At 50.8% G+C, this 20,618-nt stretch carries 21 protein-coding genes and 1 pseudogene; 16 read left to right on the forward strand and 6 right to left on the reverse strand.

Annotated features, from left to right (window positions below; all coding sequences use genetic code 11):
* Both V5J35_RS02760 and ispZ read right to left on the reverse strand, forming a co-directional pair.
* On the reverse strand, positions 1 to 300 hold the full coding sequence (locus tag V5J35_RS02760) for a YciI family protein (protein ID WP_354009798.1): 300 nt from the start codon (positions 298 to 300) through the stop codon (positions 1 to 3).
* On the reverse strand, positions 301 to 945 hold the full coding sequence (gene ispZ, locus V5J35_RS02765) for a septation protein IspZ (RefSeq protein WP_354009799.1): 645 nt from the start codon (positions 943 to 945) through the stop codon (positions 301 to 303).
* Between the two features lie 186 nt (positions 946 to 1,131).
* Here ispZ and V5J35_RS02770 point away from each other — a divergent pair, with 186 nt between their 5' ends.
* The 10 genes and pseudogenes from V5J35_RS02770 (at position 1,132) to V5J35_RS02815 (ending at position 9,951) form a co-directional block, all read left to right on the forward strand.
* On the forward strand, positions 1,132 to 2,049 hold the full coding sequence (locus V5J35_RS02770; RefSeq protein ID WP_354009800.1) for a PHP domain-containing protein: 918 nt from the start codon (positions 1,132 to 1,134) through the stop codon (positions 2,047 to 2,049).
* Positions 2,050 to 2,067: 18 nt separating this feature from the next.
* A complete protein-coding gene (locus tag V5J35_RS02775; RefSeq protein WP_354009801.1) occupies positions 2,068 to 2,817 on the forward strand; it encodes a pseudouridine synthase in 750 nt (249 codons plus the stop codon).
* A gap of 76 nt (positions 2,818 to 2,893) precedes the next feature.
* Entirely contained in the window at positions 2,894 to 3,517 is a 624-nt protein-coding gene (locus V5J35_RS02780) for an L-threonylcarbamoyladenylate synthase (RefSeq protein ID WP_354009802.1), read from the forward strand.
* A 192-nt stretch (positions 3,518 to 3,709) separates the two neighbouring features.
* Positions 3,710 to 4,885 (forward strand): tryptophan--tRNA ligase, encoded by a 1,176-nt coding sequence (locus V5J35_RS02785; protein WP_419095786.1) that lies wholly within the window; start codon positions 3,710 to 3,712, stop codon positions 4,883 to 4,885.
* 108 nt (positions 4,886 to 4,993) lie between these two features.
* Positions 4,994 to 5,938 (forward strand): segregation and condensation protein A, encoded by a 945-nt coding sequence (locus V5J35_RS02790; protein WP_419095775.1) that lies wholly within the window; start codon positions 4,994 to 4,996, stop codon positions 5,936 to 5,938.
* A 15-nt stretch (positions 5,939 to 5,953) separates the two neighbouring features.
* Positions 5,954 to 6,781, forward strand: a complete 828-nt coding sequence (scpB, locus tag V5J35_RS02795) for an SMC-Scp complex subunit ScpB (RefSeq protein ID WP_354009804.1) — start codon at positions 5,954 to 5,956, stop codon at positions 6,779 to 6,781.
* Between the two features lie 86 nt (positions 6,782 to 6,867).
* A pseudogene (gene rluB / locus V5J35_RS02800) lies at positions 6,868 to 7,780 on the forward strand (23S rRNA pseudouridine(2605) synthase RluB).
* Positions 7,781 to 8,073: 293 nt separating this feature from the next.
* Entirely contained in the window at positions 8,074 to 8,844 is a 771-nt protein-coding gene (locus V5J35_RS02805; RefSeq protein ID WP_354009806.1) for a hypothetical protein, read from the forward strand.
* Positions 8,829 to 9,539, forward strand: a complete 711-nt coding sequence (locus V5J35_RS02810) for an AbgT family transporter (protein ID WP_354011360.1) — start codon at positions 8,829 to 8,831, stop codon at positions 9,537 to 9,539. Before V5J35_RS02805 ends, V5J35_RS02810 begins: the two co-directional genes overlap by 16 nt.
* The gene (locus tag V5J35_RS02815) at positions 9,442 to 9,951 is read left to right on the forward strand and encodes an AbgT family transporter (RefSeq protein WP_354011361.1); all 510 of its coding nucleotides are present in this window, start codon (positions 9,442 to 9,444) and stop codon (positions 9,949 to 9,951) included. Before V5J35_RS02810 ends, V5J35_RS02815 begins: the two co-directional genes overlap by 98 nt.
* Before the next feature lie 107 nt (positions 9,952 to 10,058).
* On the opposite strand, the gene V5J35_RS02820 is transcribed toward V5J35_RS02815, so the two are convergent.
* Positions 10,059 to 10,895, reverse strand: coding sequence for a hypothetical protein (locus V5J35_RS02820; protein ID WP_354009807.1), 837 nt, complete (start codon positions 10,893 to 10,895; stop codon positions 10,059 to 10,061).
* A gap of 164 nt (positions 10,896 to 11,059) precedes the next feature.
* On the reverse strand, positions 11,060 to 11,599 hold the full coding sequence (locus tag V5J35_RS02825) for an FGGY-family carbohydrate kinase (protein WP_354009808.1): 540 nt from the start codon (positions 11,597 to 11,599) through the stop codon (positions 11,060 to 11,062).
* 155 nt (positions 11,600 to 11,754) lie between these two features.
* On the opposite strand from V5J35_RS02825, the gene V5J35_RS02830 reads away from it, so the two are divergent.
* The 4 genes from V5J35_RS02830 (at position 11,755) to V5J35_RS02845 (ending at position 16,187) form a co-directional block, all read left to right on the forward strand.
* Positions 11,755 to 12,684, forward strand: coding sequence for a hypothetical protein (locus tag V5J35_RS02830; RefSeq protein ID WP_354009809.1), 930 nt, complete (start codon positions 11,755 to 11,757; stop codon positions 12,682 to 12,684).
* A gap of 119 nt (positions 12,685 to 12,803) precedes the next feature.
* Positions 12,804 to 13,082: a YebG family protein gene (locus V5J35_RS02835; RefSeq protein ID WP_354009810.1), complete on the forward strand. Its 279-nt coding sequence runs from the start codon at positions 12,804 to 12,806 to the stop codon at positions 13,080 to 13,082.
* A gap of 287 nt (positions 13,083 to 13,369) precedes the next feature.
* Positions 13,370 to 15,640: an RNA polymerase-associated protein RapA gene (rapA, locus tag V5J35_RS02840; RefSeq protein ID WP_354016258.1), complete on the forward strand. Its 2,271-nt coding sequence runs from the start codon at positions 13,370 to 13,372 to the stop codon at positions 15,638 to 15,640.
* Positions 15,633 to 16,187 carry a hypothetical protein gene (locus tag V5J35_RS02845; protein WP_354016259.1) on the forward strand — a complete coding sequence of 185 codons (555 nt, stop codon included), beginning with the start codon at positions 15,633 to 15,635 and terminating at the stop codon, positions 16,185 to 16,187. Before rapA ends, V5J35_RS02845 begins: the two co-directional genes overlap by 8 nt.
* 76 nt (positions 16,188 to 16,263) lie before the next feature.
* On the opposite strand, the gene V5J35_RS02850 is transcribed toward V5J35_RS02845, so the two are convergent.
* Both V5J35_RS02850 and lpxL read right to left on the reverse strand, forming a co-directional pair.
* Positions 16,264 to 17,673, reverse strand: a complete 1,410-nt coding sequence (locus V5J35_RS02850) for an AAA family ATPase (protein WP_354009812.1) — start codon at positions 17,671 to 17,673, stop codon at positions 16,264 to 16,266.
* A 155-nt stretch (positions 17,674 to 17,828) separates the two neighbouring features.
* Positions 17,829 to 18,764 (reverse strand): LpxL/LpxP family Kdo(2)-lipid IV(A) lauroyl/palmitoleoyl acyltransferase, encoded by a 936-nt coding sequence (lpxL, locus tag V5J35_RS02855; protein ID WP_354009813.1) that lies wholly within the window; start codon positions 18,762 to 18,764, stop codon positions 17,829 to 17,831.
* 228 nt (positions 18,765 to 18,992) lie between these two features.
* Here lpxL and minC point away from each other — a divergent pair, with 228 nt between their 5' ends.
* Both minC and minD read left to right on the forward strand, forming a co-directional pair.
* On the forward strand, positions 18,993 to 19,763 hold the full coding sequence (gene minC / locus V5J35_RS02860) for a septum site-determining protein MinC (protein WP_354009814.1): 771 nt from the start codon (positions 18,993 to 18,995) through the stop codon (positions 19,761 to 19,763).
* Positions 19,764 to 19,805: 42 nt separating this feature from the next.
* The gene (gene minD, locus V5J35_RS02865; protein WP_354009815.1) at positions 19,806 to 20,615 is read left to right on the forward strand and encodes a septum site-determining protein MinD; all 810 of its coding nucleotides are present in this window, start codon (positions 19,806 to 19,808) and stop codon (positions 20,613 to 20,615) included.
* Positions 20,616 to 20,618: the final 3 nt, after the last annotated feature.

The raw sequence follows: 20,618 nt of genomic DNA on the forward strand, positions 1-20,618 counted from the left end.
TCAAGGCAGCACTTTCTTAAACGGTTTGACCACCACCTTCCGGTAGACACCTGCTTCCCCATAGGGATCAGCGTCAGCCCAGATCTGGGCGGCAGCCAGAGAATCAAATTCAGCAACCACCAGGCTGCCGGTAAACCCGGCTTCACCGGGATCATTGCTGTCAATAGCTGGCAGAGGCCCTGCCAGCACCAGGCGTCCCTGTTCTTTTAACTGTTCCAGACGTGCCAGATGGGCAGGCCGCACCTCTTTGCGTAAAGGCAGGCTGTTATCAACATCTTCACTGATTACTGCATACAGCATTTATTTTTCCTCTGAGCTTTTTATACCACCGCTTTCTATTCCGCCTTCGATTCCGCTATCCGTTTCATTGGCAGCGGCATCGGTATTAATGTACTTAGACAGAAATACAAACTGCAGGATGACAAAACCAAAAGTAAGAATCAAACTGCCAAAGACCTTAAAGTCCACCCAGATGTCGTGGAAAGTGAATGCAACAAACAGGTTCGCTGCGCCGAGCAGGGTAAAGAATACGACCCAGCTCATATTCAGCCGTGTCCAGATGGCTTCAGGCAGAGTCATCACATGCCCCATCATACGCTGAACCAGCGTCTTGCTACCGATAAACTGACTGCCCAGAAATGCGACGGCAAAGATCCAGTTAACAATGGGGGCTTTCCATTTCAGAAATATTTCATCATGAAAAACCAGTGTCATGCCACCAAAAAGAATAACGGCACCCAGAGTAATCATCTGGCTTTTTTCAAGGTGACGGGACTTGAGGTACATCCCCCCGTAGACAATGACAGAAGCGACCATCAAGGCCAGTGTTGCACTGAATGGTCCACCCAGTTCAAAGCTCTGCCCTGCAAACTCCATTGCACGCGGATCCATTTTATAGATTGTAAAAAAGACAATCAGGGGAATAAAATCAATCAATTGTTTCATAGTTAAGCAGTCAGATTACCGTTCTGGTGATAAAACCATATAAGGAGATGGCTGTTTTTACCATTCTGACAGAACCTGCATTACACAACACTGACGAAAAATCAGCCGTTCAAAGGTATGATCAGGTACTTAAGCAGCCAGAAGATACAGAAAGTGTAATCAGACCCGGGAGATTTTTGAATAACGATGAGTATTAATGCGGACCTTCACTGTCATACCACCGCTTCAGACGGAACCCTCGGTCCGCTTGAGCTATACCGCCGGGCGGCAGACCAGGGCGTTGAACTGCTCGCCATTACCGACCATGACTCGGTGGCAGCCCATCGATTTTTGCAGCAGCACTTTTTGCAGCAGCGCCCACTCGACGGGCCACGCCTGATTGCCGGTATTGAGCTGTCCACTACCTGGTCCGGTGTCGAAATTCATATTGTCGGGCTGAACTTTGCTCTGGATCATCCGGATCTCGACCGCATCATCAGGAATCAGGACAACGCCCGTCGGCAGCGATCACTGCACATTGCGAAAAAACTGGTCAAACTGTTACGACTGAGCATCACGGAAGATCAACTGTTTGCCGAGGTTGTGGGTATCGCACTATCGCGCCAGAAAAGCACCAGCGACGGCTTCACCCTGACAAAAGAAACCGTCCAGACCGGTCGACCGCATTTTGCACAATGGCTGATCAATAAAGGCTACGTCAAAGACGCTAACGCAGCTTTCGATCACTATCTGAATGACAAAAAGCTTGGCAACCTGCGTCAGTTCTGGCCCCCCATGAGCCAGGCCGTGGCCTGGTTGCGCGCGCTGGGCGGCAAAGCGGTTCTGGCTCATCCGGGGAAATACAAAATGACCCGAACCAAACTCCGGGCGCTGGTTAAAGACTTCAAACTCGCGGGCGGTCATGCGCTGGAAGTAGTAGGCGGCGTCATGGTACCGGGGCAAACCGAGCAGTTTGTAGAATTGTGCCAGACTTTTGAGTTACAAGCCTCCAGGGGCAGCGACTTTCATTCACCGGATTATCGCTGGGTTGAACTGGGCAGACTGCGCCCTGTTCCTGATTCACTACCAGCCGTATGGCAGGACTGGCAACAGGCTGAGAAGTAACGAACCCTATAACGAACTATGATTCGAATTGCCAAGTACATCGCAGACTCCGGATTATGCTCCAGACGAGCCGCCTGTCGCCTGATTGAATCGGGGCAGGTTCAATTAAACGACAGAGTAGCCATACACACCGACCGGGTCAGCAATGACGATACCATCGTCGTCAATGGACAAACCATTTCGCCACCAGCAGAGCATCGCTATTACCTGTACAACAAACCCGTTGGCATTGACTGTGTCTGCAACCCTCAGGATGCTGACAGTATTGTTCACCAGATCAACACACCGGTTCGTGTCTTTCCGGTTGGACGACTGGATAAAGATTCCCATGGACTGATGTTACTGACCAACGATGGCGAGCTTTGCCAGCGGCTGCTGCACCCGGACTATTACCATGAGAAAGAGTACCGGGTTACCGTCGATAAGCGACTGACCGACCCGTTTCTGGAAACCATGTCCCTTGGTGTCTCCTACAATATTTCTGGCAAAAAGGTAACGACCCTGCCCTGTCAGATTAAACGACAGTCAGACAGTATATTCCTGATTACCCTGACTCAGGGCATGAACCGACAGATTCGTCGCATGTGCAAGGTACTGGGTTATCGGGTGACTGGCCTGCAACGACTGCGCATGGAGTCCCTGCAACTGGGCGACCTGCCGTTTAATCAGCTTCAACCACTCTCCAGTGATCAGGTTCTGCAACTTAAGAGACAAACCGTTGATCTCCCCCAACGCAATGGTATGATGCCCAACCTTATCTTCACCTGAGCGGAAACTTGCCGACACCTGCTTTATCTGCCCGTCAGAAAAGCTTAAGGCGCAAGGGACCATGATTTGGATAACCATGAGTCAATTTTTTCAGATTCACCCTGACAACCCGCAACCAAGGCTGGTACGTCAGGCGGTTGAGATCATGCGTAACGGCGGTGTGATCGCGTACCCCACCGATTCGGCTTATGCCCTGGGCTGTCTGATTGGCGAAAAGAAAGCCGTTGACCGGATTCGCAGCATTCGTCATCTGGACGATAAGCATAACTTCACGCTGGTCTGTCGTGACCTGTCGGAACTGGCTATTTATGCCCAGGTCAACAACAGTCAGTACCGGTTACTGAAAAGCGCCACACCGGGGCCTTACACCTTTATCCTGAAAGGTTCCCGGGAAGTTCCCCGACGGCTGATGCACCCCAAGCGTCGAACCATTGGTATCAGGGTACCGGAGTGCGCCATTGTCAATGCACTGCTTGCCGAACTGGACGCACCCATCATGAGTACAACCCTGCAACTGCCGGCTGATGACCAGCCCATGACGGATGCTTACGACATTCGTCAATTGCTCGAAAGTCAGCTGGATCTGGTCATTGACGGCGGATACCGGGACGGCATCCCAACCACGGTGGTCAGTCTGCTGGAAGACACGCCTGAAATCTTGCGGGAAGGTAAAGGTGATACCACTCTGTTCTCTGCCTGAACCTTATCGGCAGACCTTTTGCCAGCACGCCATTTACCAGCAGACTATTTGTCAGCACGCCATTTACCAGCAGACAATAGTGCAGCAAAAGTGCTTTTCCCGGTCATTAATCTATCGTAACCTGACGGATCAGGAATTCCACAGGAGAGACTCTTGAGCGCAGTAGATTCCCAGTCGCGCATATTATCAGGGATGCGACCCACCGGCCGACTGCATCTGGGCCACTACCACGGCGTACTGAAAAACTGGCTAACCCTGCAGCATGAATATGAATGCTTCTTTTTTGTAGCCGACTGGCATGCGCTGACCACCCATTACGAAAATCCGGCACTGATTGAAGAAAATGTCTGGGAAATGGTGATCGACTGGCTGGCAGCCGGTGTCAACCCCGGATCAGCCACCCTGTTTATTCAGTCCCGGGTACCTGAGCACGCAGAACTGAATCTGCTGCTGTCGATGATCACTCCCCTTTCATGGCTGGAGCGGGTACCCAGCTATAAGGATCAACAGGAAAAACTGCGCGAGCGGGATCTCTCTACTCACGGTTTTCTCGGCTACCCTCTGCTGCAAAGCGCTGATATCCTGCTCTATCGTGCCGGACTGGTGCCAGTGGGTGCGGACCAGGAAGCTCATATTGAAATCACCCGCGAAATCGCCAGACGGTTCAACCATCTCTATGGCCGGGAACCCGGTTTCGAAGATAACGCGGAAGCCGCCATTCGCAAAATGGGCAAAAAGACCGGCACACTATATCGCAACCTGCGCCGGGCTTATCTGGAAAAAGGCGATGATGAAGCACTGGAAACCGCCAGAGCCCTGCTAAAAGAACAGTCCAACATTACACTGGGTGACCAGGAGCGACTGTTTGGATATCTGGAAGGTACCGGCAAGGTAATTCTACCGGAGCCACAGGCATTGCTGGCACCGCAGGCTAAAATGCCGGGGCTGGACGGGCAGAAGATGTCCAAATCCTACGGCAATACCATCACCCTGCGTGAAGACCCGGATGATATTGCCAGTAAAATCCGCAAGATGCCGACCGACCCGGCACGCCAGCGTCGCAACGACCCGGGCGAACCGGAAAAATGCCCGGTTTGGCAGCTGCACAAGGTGTATTCTGATGAAGCTCGACAGGAATGGGTTCAGGAAGGTTGCCGCAATGCTGGCATCGGCTGCCTTGACTGCAAAAAACCGGTGATCGAAGCCTGTCAGGCAGAACTGGAACCGATTCGTATGGAAGCCATGGAACTTGAACGCAATCAGGATGTCGTAAAAAACATCATTGCAGAAGGTTGCGAACAGGCCCGGGACGAAGCGCAGGACACCCTGCGTGACGTGCGCGAAGCCATTGGCCTTGATTATCGCTGATAGCGTCAACCCCTCCTGATGGTTGATTCCTGACCAGCAATGTAAGACATTATTAGTAACCTGTTCTTGGCAGTACCCTTTCCATCGATGGTGGAAAGGGTATTTTCAATGAAAGGAGCCCGAAAAGGTGATAGCCCGATGACCACGACGGAAGCCGTGGCCGACAATTCGTCAGACAACTATCCGTCAGGCGATTCAGCGCCAGATAATTCAATACCGGATGAGCAGCAACCGGCGCAGACTGATGCCTTCGATCTGAATGAAGCATCAGAAGCCGCTCTGGAAAACCGTATTCTGGTTATGGGTCAGCCCATGGCCAAACTGCCTGACGACCTCTATATCCCTCCTGAAGCACTGGAAGTATTTCTGGATGCCTTTGAAGGGCCGCTTGACCTGTTGTTGTACCTGATCAAACGCAACAACATGGATATTCTCAATATTCGGGTCTACACCATTACCCAGCAGTACATGGAGTACGTTGAGCTGATGGAGTCTTCACAGTTCGAGCTGGCGGCAGAATATCTGGTGATGGCAGCCACCCTGGCTGAAATCAAATCCAGAATGCTTCTGCCCCGTGTCAGTGAAGATGAGGAAGAAGAGGAAGACCCCAGGGCGGAGCTGATCCGCAGACTGCAGGAATATGAACGTTTCAAGCAGGCAGCGGAAGACATTGACGAGCTACCAAGGCTGAACCGTAACATCTATCTCGTCAGCGCCGAGCCACCCAATGTTGATCTGGAACGCCCACATCCCGATGTGGACCTGAAAGAGGTCATGCTGGCCCTGGGCGAAGTGCTGCGACGGGCGGATATGTACGAAAACCATCAGATCGAGCAGGAAGCCCTGTCGACCCGTGAGCGAATGAGCCAGGTGTTGTCGCAGCTGTCTTCAGACCGTTTTACACCGTTTGTCGCTCTGTTCCGGGTGGACGAGGGACGACTGGGGGTTGTGGTCACCTTTATGGCAGTGATGGAACTGATCAAGGAATCCCTGATCGAACTGATACAAAATGAACCTTACGGCCCGATTCACGTTAAGGCCAGGATTGACTGACAAACAGACCCACTTATGGACATTGAACAACTGCAACGCATTCTGGAAGGCGCACTGCTGGCCAGCAACAAGCCTCTGACACTGGAACAGATGATGGCACTGTTTCCGGAAGAAGAAGCACCCGACGCCAATGCGTTTCGCGACGCTCTGGTCGCCCTGTCTGAAAGCTGTGAAGGACGAGGGTTTGAACTGAAGCAGGTCGCTTCCGGCTACCGCTTTCAGGTGCGTCAGGAACTGGCTCCCTGGGTTGGACGTTTATGGGAAGAAAAGCCACAGCGTTACACCCGGGCCATGCTGGAAACACTGGCTCTCATTGCCTACCGTCAACCCATTACCCGGGGCGAGATTGAAGAGATTCGCGGGGTCAGCGTCAGCAGTAACATTATCCGTACCCTGCAGGAGCGGGAGTGGATTCGGGTTGTTGGTCATCGTGATGTACCGGGGCGTCCTGCCATGTTTGCCACCACCCGACAGTTTCTGGACTACTTCAACCTGCAAAACCTGACTGAACTGCCACCACTGTCCGAAATCCGTGATCTTGAGGAAATGGCAAAACAGCTGAACGAAGCACCGGAACAGGGTTCTCTGGATGTCGAAACCACTGGGGCAACGGACGCCAGTGAAGTCCATGAGGTCATTGAAGTGGAGGAACAGTCCGCCGCAGCCCTGTTTGCTGAACTGGATGAAATGGAAGCCGACCTGCCGGATAACTTTGATGACATGATTAAAAAACAGAAAGTTGAAGCCCTGGAACTGAGCGAATCAACACCTACGTCAGATACCGCAGACAGTCCTGCAGAAACCCCCGAACCCACCAGCGAAACCCCGGAAGATTCTCTATAGAATCTTCTGTCGGCCTTATTTATACTCCCCGCCTTTCGACAACTTTCTTCAAAGAATGAGGTGGCAATGCCACCTGGTATAGAGCAATGACTACTGAAACAACTCCTCCCCAGGGTGAGAAACTGCAAAAAATCCTGGCGGGCGCTGGCATCGGCTCGCGCCGTGAGATGGAACGCTGGATCAGCGAAGGTCGTGTCTCCGTTAACGGTGAAACGGCCTCCCTGGGTGATCGCGCTTCGGCAGAAGACCGCATTTCTGTGGATGGTCGCCCGGTAAAACTCGACAACTACGCCTCCAAAGTTCGTCGCGTAATTGCCTACAACAAACCAGAAGGTGAAATCTGCAGCCTGTTCCGATCCGGAAGGCCGTCCGACGGTCTTTGACCGCCTGCCCAAGCTGAGCGGTGAACGCTGGATTGCCGTTGGCCGTCTTGACCTCAACACCTCCGGCCTGATTCTGTTCACCACCGACGGTGAACTCGCCAGCCGCCTGATGCACCCGTCCCATGAAATCGAGCGTGAATACGCGGTACGTGTGATGGGTAATGTGACCGAGCAAAAGGTTAAAAACCTGTTTGAAGGCGTTGAGCTGGAAGACGGTCCGGCACGCTTCACCGATATCGTTGATTCCGGTGGTGCAGGCATCAACCGTTGGTTCCACGTCTGCATTATGGAAGGCCGCAACCGAGAAGTACGCCGTCTGTGGGAATCTCAGGAACTGACCGTCAGCCGCCTGAAGCGGGTCCGCTTTGCCAATGTGATTATTCCTGACCACCTGCGTATGGGTCAGTGGGAAGAGTTGGACAAAGACACCATCGACACTCTGGCAGCAAATGTTGACCTGACTCCGGCACCTCTGCCGACGGTTCGCAAGCAGGCCCGTACCACCAGTACCGGCCTGAAAGGCCCTCGTGGCAGAACCGCTCCTCAGAAGAAAGGCAAGAAACGCCCATCTCCTCACAAGAAAGCCGCTCCACACAAACGCAATCGTTTTTCCTGACAATCAGGTGCAAGAACGTCGGGCTTCACAGCCCGCGTTTTTACAGCAAATCCATCAATTCTGACCTATGCTTCCCTCCCATTACTGAAAGCCGGAAGGCCTGACAGGCTATCAGGAAATAGCTTCGTACCGGCAGCAAAGAGGGTTATAAGCGATTCTCAAAAATAATAACGTCACTGGCCATCAGCGCAGCATCACTGCTTGTTTGCCAATATCTTCCTGCCAGTACAGAGGCCTATCTGCACGCTCTGGCAACCGGTAAAGACAACCGGCAGATCGTTGTAAGACTGCCAATGGACAAACCTGAAAATGGTTCTTTACCACTGGTAGGAAGAAAGAGGCTCAGCGACCCTGACCGATTTGGTTCGGAAACCATCCAGGGCTACACGGGAGGTAATGGCTTTGCCTGGGAGCTGGTCGGTGAGTATGAAGAAGTCTGCCCTACAGTTTATGACTTTAAACTGGAACAGAATACAAAAGAGCACAAAAAAACCAAAGAGGACGTGGATGTTCTGGAAAGCACTTCAAAGCTTCCGAAAAGTCAGAACCTTATTGTTCTGAAGGATGGTAGTCTTCTGTTCACCTGCTCTCGCTCCCGTATTATTTTAAAACACCCCAATCGTAATGGGGCTAATAAAGCTTACAAATATCCAGAATTCAACCTGGACATTACCGATTTTCTCAGCGCTGGCTTTGACGAAGCACAAAACAACAATCATGAACACGGCATTTCACTGGCGTACAACAAAATAAACAACGTCGTTTATGTTGGCATTGAAGACCTGATCTTTGGCCTTGATCTTGACGCGATGACAAAGTCGATAACAAAGGAGCAGGCAAAGAGCTTTTCCTTTAAAACGAAGGTTGACATCACAGCCTGGGAACAAACTGAGCGCTACCAAAACCTGAAGCATAATTTTGCTCAGGCAAACCAAAGCTCAGGCCAAACACTTTCTTATGATGCCAGTGATTTTTTCACTCCATTGACCACTATGCCCTGCCTCATCCGATCATCATCTTCTTCTACTTTGCAGCAGGCACCATTGCTCTGTCAGCCGTGCTGAACATGCTGGGCGTATCGGTGACCTACGATGCCATGGACCGGACAACCGGCGAACTGATGCCAACCACAGTGACCATCCAAAGTCTGCTGACGGCAGACGGCGTTCGTTTCATGTTTACCAATGCCATTCGAGCCTTCACCGGCCATGCCGCACTGGGGACGATTCTGGTCGCTATGCTGGGTGTCGGTGTTGCAGAATCGTCCGGCCTGATCAGTGCCATGCTCAAGCGAGTGGTACTGGCCACACCTAAACGACTGATTACTCCTATTCTGGTGTTTGCCGGTATTATGTCCAACGTTGCATCCAACGTTGGCTATGTGGTGCTGGTTCCTCTGGGTGCAATTGTCTTTATGAGCTTTGGCCGTCATCCGCTGGCGGGTATTGCAGCAGCGTTTGCCGGTGTATCCGGGGGATTCTCTGCCAACCTGGTGGTTGGTTCTACCGACCCTCTGTTGGGCGGTATATCCACAGAAGCAGCCCGTATTCTTGACCCGACCTACATGGTCACTCCGGTGGCAAACTACTACTTTATGTTTGTCTCAACCTTCCTGATCACCATTGTACGTGGTCAAAGATCTGGTCAAAGCTATGTCGTCCATGGGCAGTGTGCTGGTCATTATTTTTGTTTCCGCACAGTTTGTCTCTTACTTTGCTTACTCAAACCTTGGCATTGTTGCTGCCGTGTCTGGTGCTGAAATGCTGCACGGTATTGGTTTTACCAGCATTCCACTGGCCGTTGCCATGGTGGTTCTGGCGGCGGTAACGAACCTGTTTATGGGGGGTGCCAGCTCTAAATGGCTGATTATGGCACCGGTATTTATCCCAATGTTCATGCAGATGGGTTTCAGCCCTGAGTATACTCAGGTGGCTTACCGTATTGGTGACTCCACCACCAATGTCATTACCCCGCTGATGACCTATTTCCCAATCATCGCCAGTTTTGCCGCGCGTTATGAAGAGAAAAATGGTCCGAAGATTGGTATTGGTACCGTGATCTCTATAATGATGCCATACACCTTCTTCTTCCTTGGTGGCTGGATTGTGATGTTTATTATCTGGAGCATGCTGAACCTGCCGCTGGGTCCGGGTGCTGCCATTATGTTGTAAGTTTTTGGTGCAGGAAGGTGGGATTGCTCTCACCTTCCTGTCCATCAAATGGATTCTCAGGGTCTGTCAGGTCTGCCTGCTTTTTCAGGGCAGAAGGGATGCCCGGACTATCTGGACGTCCACCAGAGCATAAAGCGCCTGAGAAATGGTTCAAAACAAGAGTGGCAGGTGCTGTCATCCTCCTCAGTCCGGTCGTTATCCTCTTCCTCAGTCCAGTCGCTCTCGTCTTCTGAAGAACGTCTTGATGAATCGTATGGCGTAATAACACCTGCATCCCCCTCTAAAGTCAGTGAAATGAAGGCCCCTGTATAAGCATCAATCCGGAACAAGCCTGACAGCGGCGAAATCCTCCCACCACCAGCCGAATATTCGAATGTAACGTGAAAAGTAATGTCTTCCGAATGATCGGTGCTCTGGTTATCAGAGGCGCTATCAGAGGGACTATCAGAGGCGCTATCAGAGTGGAGTCTTGCACTGGAAATAATGGGCAGGTATAAATCTTCTCCATCGGAGGATGGAATGGCAGGAAAGTTTTCTAAAAGAAATAAACCATTGTGATCGTCTGTTATTTCTCCGACAAAGGGAGTCACCTCCATAGCGAACACATCATTTAAGGGATATAAAAATAATCTGTGAACAAAAGGCTTCTCTTTCTTTTGTTTTTTCTTGCCTGCTCCTGTGTATTCCCTCATTTCAACTATGGAATAAAAAGTGCATACCTGATCCAAAATTGTTCCATATAAGAGTTGGAGTCTTGGATTTTCAGACTCGCTTAACGGGCTGTCTTCGTCCACATCTTCCATAAAAGTGATTTGTTGATCAGCACCGTTTTTATATAAATTAAATATTTTTCTTTTCTCACCCAGGGCAGTGGTTACAAACAACGATAGAAACAGCAACAAACCAAGATTATGAAATCTAAGCAGCTTACTGAAAGTGTTCATAATTCAATGTAATCCTCAATAAAATGAACGTCCAGTTTAGCTGCCGTTTGTGATACTGCACCTTTATCGTCTCTCCCAAAGAATGATTTTGAATCAATAACTGATTGACGATTTACTTAAATAATCATTTCACGCCAGCACCGTAACGTTTCTGCCTGGCTGAATTAAACGTCTTTCATCATGGCCTTGTACTTCATCTGGTCTTCGTACATTTCATGGAAGACCCTGTACTTTGCATCGTGGAATGCCCTGGTCTTTCTATCGGGCTGAATCACTTCCCCTTTGGAGGACATGGCTGCCATCGCTTCTTTCAGATCAGAAAAGTCACCACATGCAGTGGCAGCCAGCATGGCGGAACCGAGAATAACGGCTTCATCTTCCGCACTCAGGACAATTTCACAATCCGTCACGTTGGCGTGCTCTCTCAGCCACAGAGGGTTTTTGGTACCACCACCGCACATATGGATGCGGATAATCTGATGACCTGCGTTATTCATTGCTTCAATAATATGACGAGTGCCGTAAGACACTGACTGAATAGCTGCCAGGTATATTTTGGCCAGTTCGGTCAAATCGTTATTCATTGACAGGCCTGATACCATGCCTTTCAGGTGTGGGCTTGCCCTTGGTGAACGGTTACCGTGGTGATAGCCCAGCAGGTGGAAGTTAGCCAGAAAATTTGAATTTTCAGCCTCTGTTAACAAAGGCTACTCAATCATCAGCCTTGCAGTTGTTTACCGTGGAGAACATAACACGCCTTTTCTGTTTGTCAGTGCCGCTACACCTGATTATATAGAAGCACCGATACCCCTTGAAATGCACTGGCTGGGAGCCAACGGACGATCAATTTATCACGCTCATGAAACTGCTTTACACAGGACTCCAGTACGGTCGCTTTGACTACAAAGACGGAGAGCCAGAGCCAGGCAAAGGTGTCAAAGGTGACTTAACCTTTATTTCTGCTGAAACCGATCCGCACTCAACGCCAGTGCTGGGAATGCACACCCATCATAACAATCCGGTGTTTGCCTACTACCCCTACTACACCAGCGAGCCTCTTGAGATGATGACCGAAAGACTCACAGATCAGGGCAGGCTGGACATGTTTACCATGACGCCAGACATTATCAATTACCTTGTCAGGGGAGGCGGAACACGCCTGACTAATCCAAAAGGCAATGCTGCCCTGTTTCATATTTTTCGCATTCACAATCATCCGATTTTTCGTTCTGACTTTGCCCCGAATAAACACACTATGTATGAGCGCGTTAACTCAAGAGAGCGCTTAGGCAAAGGGGCAAAAGAGTGGCTGAATAACGACTTCTTTTCGGTTTTCAAAAATGTCTTTTACTCTTATCCCTACAAGAGCGATATCTCTCTGAAAGTCGCGGCACATATACTGCCCAAAGCAGGCGACCAAAGCTCTGCCGGTTGGGAAAAGCTATTCGATGATCAATGGGTTGAAGTGGCTGAACTGCCTGACATGCTTGTCAGAACAACCGATGACGGTTCTCTTGGAGCTCTGGTCAACCAATACGACGCCTTAGCAGCAAAGAAGAAACTCGATGATAAGGAACAGGCAAAACTGAATGCTACCATTCTGGCGATAGAGCACTCTCCTTTCAGGAAGGGCAACATGTCTGACTTCTTTGAAGGGAAAAGAGATGAGGACTGGGACCCGGAAAAACATTTCCAGCAGGCAGAAGATAACTTTCAGAGATTTAAATACGCCCCGCTCTGGCCGGGTGGTCTCTACTGGTCAGCTTTCTATCTGGATGAACCCAGATAGAAAGTAATTGGCATAAAAAAACCGGGGAATCCGGTTTTTTTATGCTCTGGACAAAACAACTGTAATTATATACAGTACTAAAAGCTATTAATAACCCCTATGCCAAACAGGAGAGGGCCATGTCAATTACCCCTATGTGGCGAGTTGATCGGGACGGGAGTATGTTTACAGACAAAAAAGCCGCTGAAGAACATGACCGCATGCTGGAGCTGGCAGCTAACCTGACCACGCTGCTGGAAGATCACTTTACCATCGACGAACAGCTGGCAGAAGAGATCGGTCTGTTGCTGTCCCGCAACAAGGATGTGCTGTCCAAAGCGTTCAAGGGCAAGCCTGACCTGGTGCTTGAAATTGGCAGGAGTTCTGAAGAGAAAACATCAGAGTCCGAAGCCGCCTGACTCTTAATAATTCCGCCTTTATCCCCCCAACCACCGAAGCTGGGTCCACTCAACTTCGGTTTCTGTCTATAATTCAATGGCTCTCCGCACTGGTACAGTACTCGTATGCACAACGTTCAAACGTAAAAAGGCAGCAAATCTAGCACTTGTACTGGTTGCTTATAGAAGTAATTCCGCTAATATAGCGCCCTTTTTTGTCTGGCAAGGTATGTAGTCACGACATGACGAGCTTCGTTCCTGGACAACGTTGGATTAGTGACACCGAAACCGAACAGGGTTTAGGCACTGTGCTTACCCTTGAAGGTCGGATGGTCACCCTACTGTTCCCCGCTACCGGTGAAACCCGGCTTTATTCCGTCAACAATTGCCCGTTAACGCGCGTGCAGTTCAACCCTGGTGACAAAGTAGAAAGTCACGAGGGCTGGATCATGACGGTGACAGATGTCATTGAAAGCAATGGCCTGTTAACTTACAAAGGTATGATCTCAGGCGGTCCGTCTGATGGTCAGCCTGAAGTGTTGCCCGAATCCGGTCTGGGCAACTTTATCCGTTTTAACAAACCGCAGGATCGCATGCTGGCTGGTCAGATTGACCAGAACAGCAACTTCTCCCTGCGTTATAAAACCCTGCAGCACAACCACAAGCTGAAACGCTCCCCGCTTCGGGGACTGGTTGGCGCGCGCACCAGCCTGATACCCCATCAGCTTCACATTGCCCGTGAAGTGTCCGGCCGCCATGCCCCGAGGGTTATGCTGGCTGACGAAGTGGGTATGGGTAAAACCATTGAAGCAGGCCTGATACTGCATCAACAGCTGGTAACAGGCCGTGCCAGCCGGATACTGATTCTGGTACCGGAAAGCCTGCAGCATCAATGGCTGGTCGAAATGCTGCGTCGATTCAACCTGCATTTCAGCCTGTTTGATGAAGAGCGCTGCCGTAACGCCGACGATGACAACCCGTTCAATACTGAACAGCTGATTCTCTGCAGCCTGGGCTTCCTCAGCAACAACGCTGAACGTTTCGAACAGGCCATGCAGACAGACTGGGATCTGCTGGTCGTTGATGAAGCGCATCATCTTGTCTGGGATGAAGAGAGCCCAAGCGCCGAGTACTGCACGGTCGAACAGCTCTCTCGCCATATTCCGGGCCTGCTGCTGCTCACGGCAACCCCTGAGCAGATGGGTCCGGAAAGCCACTTCGCCCGTCTTCGCCTGCTGGATCCGGATCGTTTCCACGATCTGAAGGCTTATCAGGGCGAAGAAAAAACCTATGAGCCTGTGGCTGAAGCGGTTCAGGAGTTGCTGGAAAACGACCGTCTTCCGGAAACTGCCCAGAACCATCTGATCAGTTTCCTGGGAGCAGAATGTCAGAACCTGATTGATAACATCAATATGGGCGACGAAGAGCTGAGAAGTTCTTCCCGTAACCGTCTGCTGCGCAGTCTGCTGGATCGCCATGGCACAGGACGCATTCTGTTCCGCAACACACGGGCTGCGGTGGGTGGTTTCCCGGGTCGTGTGGTTCAGGGCTATCCCCAGGCATTGCCTGAGCTCTACCAGATTGCACTGGAAGAAGAGACGGAGATTCGCTCCAGTCTTTATCCGGAACTGGCTTATCAGTCCCGCATTACAGTTGACGATATGGACCCCTGGTGGAAAGTCGACCCCAGAACCGACTGGCTGATCAACCTGCTCAAGCTGCTCAAAAAACAGAAAGTGCTGGTGATCTGTGCCAATGCCAATACTGCACTGGATCTGGAAGATGCCCTGCGCATCACTTCGGGCATCCCTGCGGCTGTTTTCCACGAAAACATGAGCATTGTAGAGCGCGACCGCGCCGCCGCCTGGTTTGCCGATGAAGAGTATGGCGCTCAGGTACTGATCTGTTCCGAGATTGGCAGCGAAGGCCGAAACTTCCAGTTCGCACACCATCTGGTGCTGTTTGACCTGCCGTCTCATCCCGATCTGCTGGAACAGCGCATTGGCCGACTGGACCGTATTGGTCAGACTGAAACCATCAAGATTCATGTGCCGTACATCACAGGTACCAGCCAGGAGCTTCTGTTTCACTGGTACGATCGTGGTCTGGATGCCTTTGCAGACACCTGCCCATCGGGCAGCATGGTGTTTGAAAAACATGGTGAACAGCTTCAGGCTCTGCTGCAACCAGAGAGCAACGCCTCGCTTGAAGACATTGAACCGCTGATCAGTGAAACAGCTGCCTTGAATTCAGAAGTGAAAGAGCATCTGCATAACGGTCGTGACCGCCTGCTTGAAATCAACTCCCGTGGACTGTCTTCCAACGAAGACATGATCAACGATATTGAAGAGCAGGAAGAACCTCGTCAGCTGAAGCGTTACATGGAAAAGCTGTTCGAAGGTTTTGGTGTGGAATCGGAAGACCATTCCAAGCACTGCCTGGTGATTCGTCCCGGCAGTCACATGGTCACGTCGTTCCCAATGCTCTCTGCCGATGGCATGACCGTCACCTTTGACCGTGAAATGGCTCTGTCTCGGGAAGACATACACTTCCTGACCTGGGAGCACCCAAATGGTTAGCGACAGCATGGAGATGCTGCTGACCAGCGATATGGGTAATACATCGGTTGCATTGCTGAAGAACAAAGCCCTGAAGCCCGGCACCATGCTGCTGGAAGCGATTTACGTGGTTGAAAGCAGTGGCGACCGCCGCTTGCAGCTGGATCGTTATCTGCCAGCGACACCGATTCGCTGCCTGATTGATCCGGGCATGAACAATCTGGCTACCAGAGTAGCCTTTGACACTCTGAACGCTCAGTTACAGCCCATCAAAAAGGGAATGGCGAAAAAGCTGGTCAAAGCCCAGCGTGAGCCAATTCTCAAAATGCTGGAACGTGCAGAAGGCTATGCCAAAGACGCGGTTCAACCGATTGTGTCGGAAGCCTGCTCGGCTCTGTTAGCCGCTGTAACAGAAGAGATCAAACGTCTGGCAGCTCTGAAAGCCGTTAACCCTAACGTTCGTGATGAAGAGATAGAACATCTCAAGAATCAGGCAGCTACCGGGCATCAGTGCCTGCAGAATGCCATGCTGAGGCTGGATGGCTTGCGTCTGATGATTGCAGGCTAACTTCCCTCTAAAATTTAAGCCCTTTGTCACTCCCAACAAAGGGCTTAAACACACTACGACTTGCTAAGGACTTGGATTAGGAAGAGGGTTTAGTATTCTCCCCATCGCCTTCACTATGATAACCATCATCATCTTTTTTTGAATCAAGTGCTAACGACTCACCTGAACTCCCGTCTTCTGCATCAACAAAACCTTCATCAAGCCCTACCGGCTCCCATGATTCATCGTCTGTCCAGGCTGACCAGTTCACGTCGTGATCTCCTTGAACATCAAACTTTGAAGTCAGAGTTTTTCCCGTATAATTTTCAACTGCACTTTTCAGCTCACCCTTTGTTTCAGCCTTACGAATCATTTCATCCATACGCATGGCCATCAGGCGTCTGCTGTAGATTTCCGGAGCAAGTCTGGACTCCATTTCCGGATTATCTTTATTCGCTATAAAAGCTTCTTCAAGCTTGGTAATTTCTTCTCTACGATATTTTTTTATCTGATCACCCATAGCCGCTTTAGCCATAGAGTCTTGCCCACCCAGTTGAGCCACCAGGCTGGGAAATTCCTCAAGCAAAGTCCAGAGTTGATCGTACTTACGTTGTGAGTTTTTGGTAAAATCCACCATCATATCATTAACACGCTCCATAACTTCAGGCGCTTCCCTTTTTGAGTCACCGAGTTTTGCATACTGTTGCCGCTTCTGCCTTAACTGCTCCTGTTGGTTGCTGACTTGCTCTTTTAACGATTGTATTTCTTGTTCAAGGTCAGCCCTTGCTTTCAGGGGCTGACCTTTCGTTCTGACCGTTTCTTTATCCCTGCCAAAAGGGATGTTGTTCAGCCGAAGAGTCAGCTTATTACAGGCTTTTTTGTCAGCAACAATTTGAGCATCAAGCTCTCTCATCTGTCGCAACTCATCGGAATCCTGCGCTAACCCGCTAAAACGATCCGACAACTCGTTATTCCTTTCCTGAAGAGCTTTCTCTTCTGCATAGTAAGCCTCTCTTAAACTGCGTAATTCCAAACGCTCCTCTTCGGTTCTGGGGCTGGACATACCCGGAACATATCCCTCTTTACCAGCCCTTACTTGCTGAACCCGCTCAAGTTCTTTAAGGTTTATATCGTCCCTGTCAAATTCAGCTACGCCTTGTTCATGCAGCAAATCCTGTTGAGCTTTGGTAACTGACTGCAAATGATCAAGGTCTCTGCTGATTTTGCGGTCTTTAAGGTGTCGGGTATCCACCATTTTCCCGGACTTAGCTTCTTCCCTTAATATCTCCCGATCTTTCTTTCTCTGACGCATAGCCGCCTTGGGGTTCCGCACGATAAACGCCATACGTTTAACGCCCCGTGTCAGCCAGGATCGGATAGATTCACGCTTTCGCCCCACCAGCAGCGTTTTTTCTTCAACCCCTTTCGCCGGAACCTGCTTTCTACCCGTAAAATACCCATCTCCATCTGGTCGAATGGGCTTTTGCCCTCCTGGCCTGATATTCATCCCTGCTCTCCTGATGTCTGAAGTGGCTGCCAGCTCTAAGCAGTCAATGGAATTACCCGCTGCCTGAACTATTAGTTCCTAAATAAACTGTAGAAACGCATCGCCCTCATAGCAAACAAGCCCTGAAAGGGCTTGTTTGGTGACAGTAAAATCAGCTATTTATAAAAACCAGACTCCCCCTCAGGGCGAGTCTTAAAACGCCTGTGTAACCACATATACTGTTCAGGATGCTTCCTCACCCGGGCTTCGATAAAGCGATTCACAGTTTCGGCATCCTTATGATCATCACCCTCTGGAAAATCACTCCAGCCCTCACAAATTTCCAGCTCATAGCCTTCCGCATTGGGCAAACGGGTCAGAACCATTGGCACCACTTGCGCCCTGCCCATTCTCGCCATTCTTGATGTACCCGTTACGGTAGCCGCCTGCACCCCGAAAAAAGGAACAAACACACTTTGCTTAGGCCCATAATCCTGGTCAGGCGAATACCAGACTGTTCGCCCGCCACGCAGCGATCGCAGCATTCCCCGCACATCCCTTCTACCGAGCAGACGGCTACGCCGGTCATAGCGCTGACGCTGTTTTCTCTGCATATATTCAAACACAGGGTTTTTGTGCTCTCTGTAAGTGGCGTCAAGACTATGGCGCAGGGCGATAAAAGCACCCGTAATTTCGATGGTGGTAAAGTGCATAATCAGCAACAGCTTTCCCTGAGGTGAGTCAAGATGTTCCAGACCTTTAAAGCGAACCAGCTTTTCCAGCCGTGACCGGGGCCACCACCAGGCGATGACCACTTCCATCAAACCAATACCCACTGACTCAAAGTTGGCTTTCAGCAGCGCCTCACGCTCCTCGGCTGTTTTCTCGGGAAAGCACTTATCAAGGTTCACCCTGGCAATATCCACGCGCTTGCCGCCACGATAATAAAGCCTTCTTCCAATCCAGCTGCCGAACCGCACCAGAACCGGGTACGGCAGCCAGGAAGGCAGAATCGTCAGGCCCAGACCAAGCCACGTCAGCCAGTAACGGGGGTGAAGAAAAGACCAGCGAAACTGGTCGGCCTCTGTTGTATTTGTAATTTTTTTCGACATAAGCCCTGAAGCAACTACATTGAACAAGATTGAACGAGCAAATTAAACAGGCAGAGCCATTAATAAGCGAAAACCGAAGCATTGTCACTGACCAAAGCAAAACCCTCGCTAAAAACTCGTTTTAGAAAGCTGAAAAAAAGACCATCCACTTTGAAAGTGCTTGTGATTTGATATTCAGCCTATTACCCTCACCTGAACATCAGGCTTCAGAGAATTGTGGTTGCAGTCATGGCCTCTATCGTTAACTCCAAATGTCCGCCCGCCTTTCAGCTGAAAGGCAGCCTCTACACACTGACCACCCTGGAACTGCATACCACCAGCCACAGGCGACTGAAACAACAGCTGGAAGGCATGACCAGCAAGGCGCCACACTTCTTCCAGCAGACACCTGTCGTTCTGGATCTGGATAAACTGGAAAACGACAGTGAAGAACTGAATCTGGTCAGCATACAACACCTTCTTCATCATACAGGCATGGTTCTTGTCGCCCTTCGTGGCGGCACCGGGTACCATAAAAAAACGGCCAGACTGGCAGGGGTTGCCTGGCTGCCCCATCAGAAGCAAAAAAGACATTCCGCGCCGCCAAACAGCAATGTGGTCATGTTGAGCCAGCCGGATTCAAACATTCCTGTAGAGAAACATAAAGCAGATCCCGTCCGGGCCGAAGCCACCATCGTCAGTCGTCCGGTCCGGTCCGGTCAGCAGCTTCATTCTGAAGGCGACCTTATTGTTCTGGGACAGGTCAGCGAAGGGGCAGAACTTCTGGCCGGAGGACATATTCACGTCTATGGCCCATTCCGGGGACGCGCCCTTGCTGGCATTAACGGCGACAAAAAGGCCCGCATCTTCTGTAATCAGTTTGAGGCAGAGCTGGTCTCCATCAGTGGGCAGTATAAATTGACCAGTAAAGACCAGAACAGCCTCTGGAGTCATCGCTGGGGTTTGAACGCACAGATTTTCCTTGACGACGATCACTTGCACATAGCCGCTCTTTCATAAATACTGGAGCCTCCAGTTAATCAGGTATTCAGGAAGTTTAACTTGGCCCGTATTATCGTTGTTACCTCAGGAAAAGGAGGGGTTGGTAAAACAACGACCAGCGCCTCATTCGCCACCGGCCTGGCATTACAAGGGCATCGCACTGTCGTTATTGATTTTGACGTGGGTCTGAGAAATCTTGACCTCGTCATGGGCTGTGAACGACGCGTCGTCTACGATCTGGTGAATGTCATCAACGGCGAAGCCGCCCTGCACCAGGCTCTGATCCGTGATAAACGCACAGAAAACCTGGCAGTACTCCCCGCCTCCCAGACCCGCGACAAGGAAGCACTCACCAGAGACGGAGTGCAGGCAGTCCTTGAGGAACTGGCCAAAGATTTTGAGTACATCGTCTGTGACTCTCCTGCCGGCATTGAGCATGGCGCACTGATGGCGCTCTACTTTGCCGACGAAGCCATTATCACCACCAACCCGGAAGTGTCGTCTGTCAGGGATTCCGACCGCATACTGGGTATTCTGCAGAGTCGCTCCCGCCGCGCCGAACAAAATCTGGAACCGGTCAAGGAACAGCTTCTGCTGACCCGCTACAATCCGGAGCGGGTAGAACGGGGCGAGATGCTCAACGTTGAAGACGTCAAGGACATTCTTGCTATACCCCTGCTGGGCGTCATACCGGAATCCCTTTCAGTCCTGAAAGCCTCTAACCAGGGCGTCCCGGTTATTCACCAGGAAGAAAGTGACGCAGGTCAGGCCTACAAAGACATGACGGAACGCTTCCTCGGGACAGACATCCCTCATCGCTTTCTGGAGGCACCTAAAAAAGGCTTTTTACAAAGGATGTTCGGGGGATAATGC

The sequence above is a fragment of the Endozoicomonas sp. NE40 genome (assembly GCF_040549045.1).
GTDB classification, from domain to species: Bacteria; Pseudomonadota; Gammaproteobacteria; order Pseudomonadales; family Endozoicomonadaceae; genus Endozoicomonas_A; species Endozoicomonas_A lisbonensis.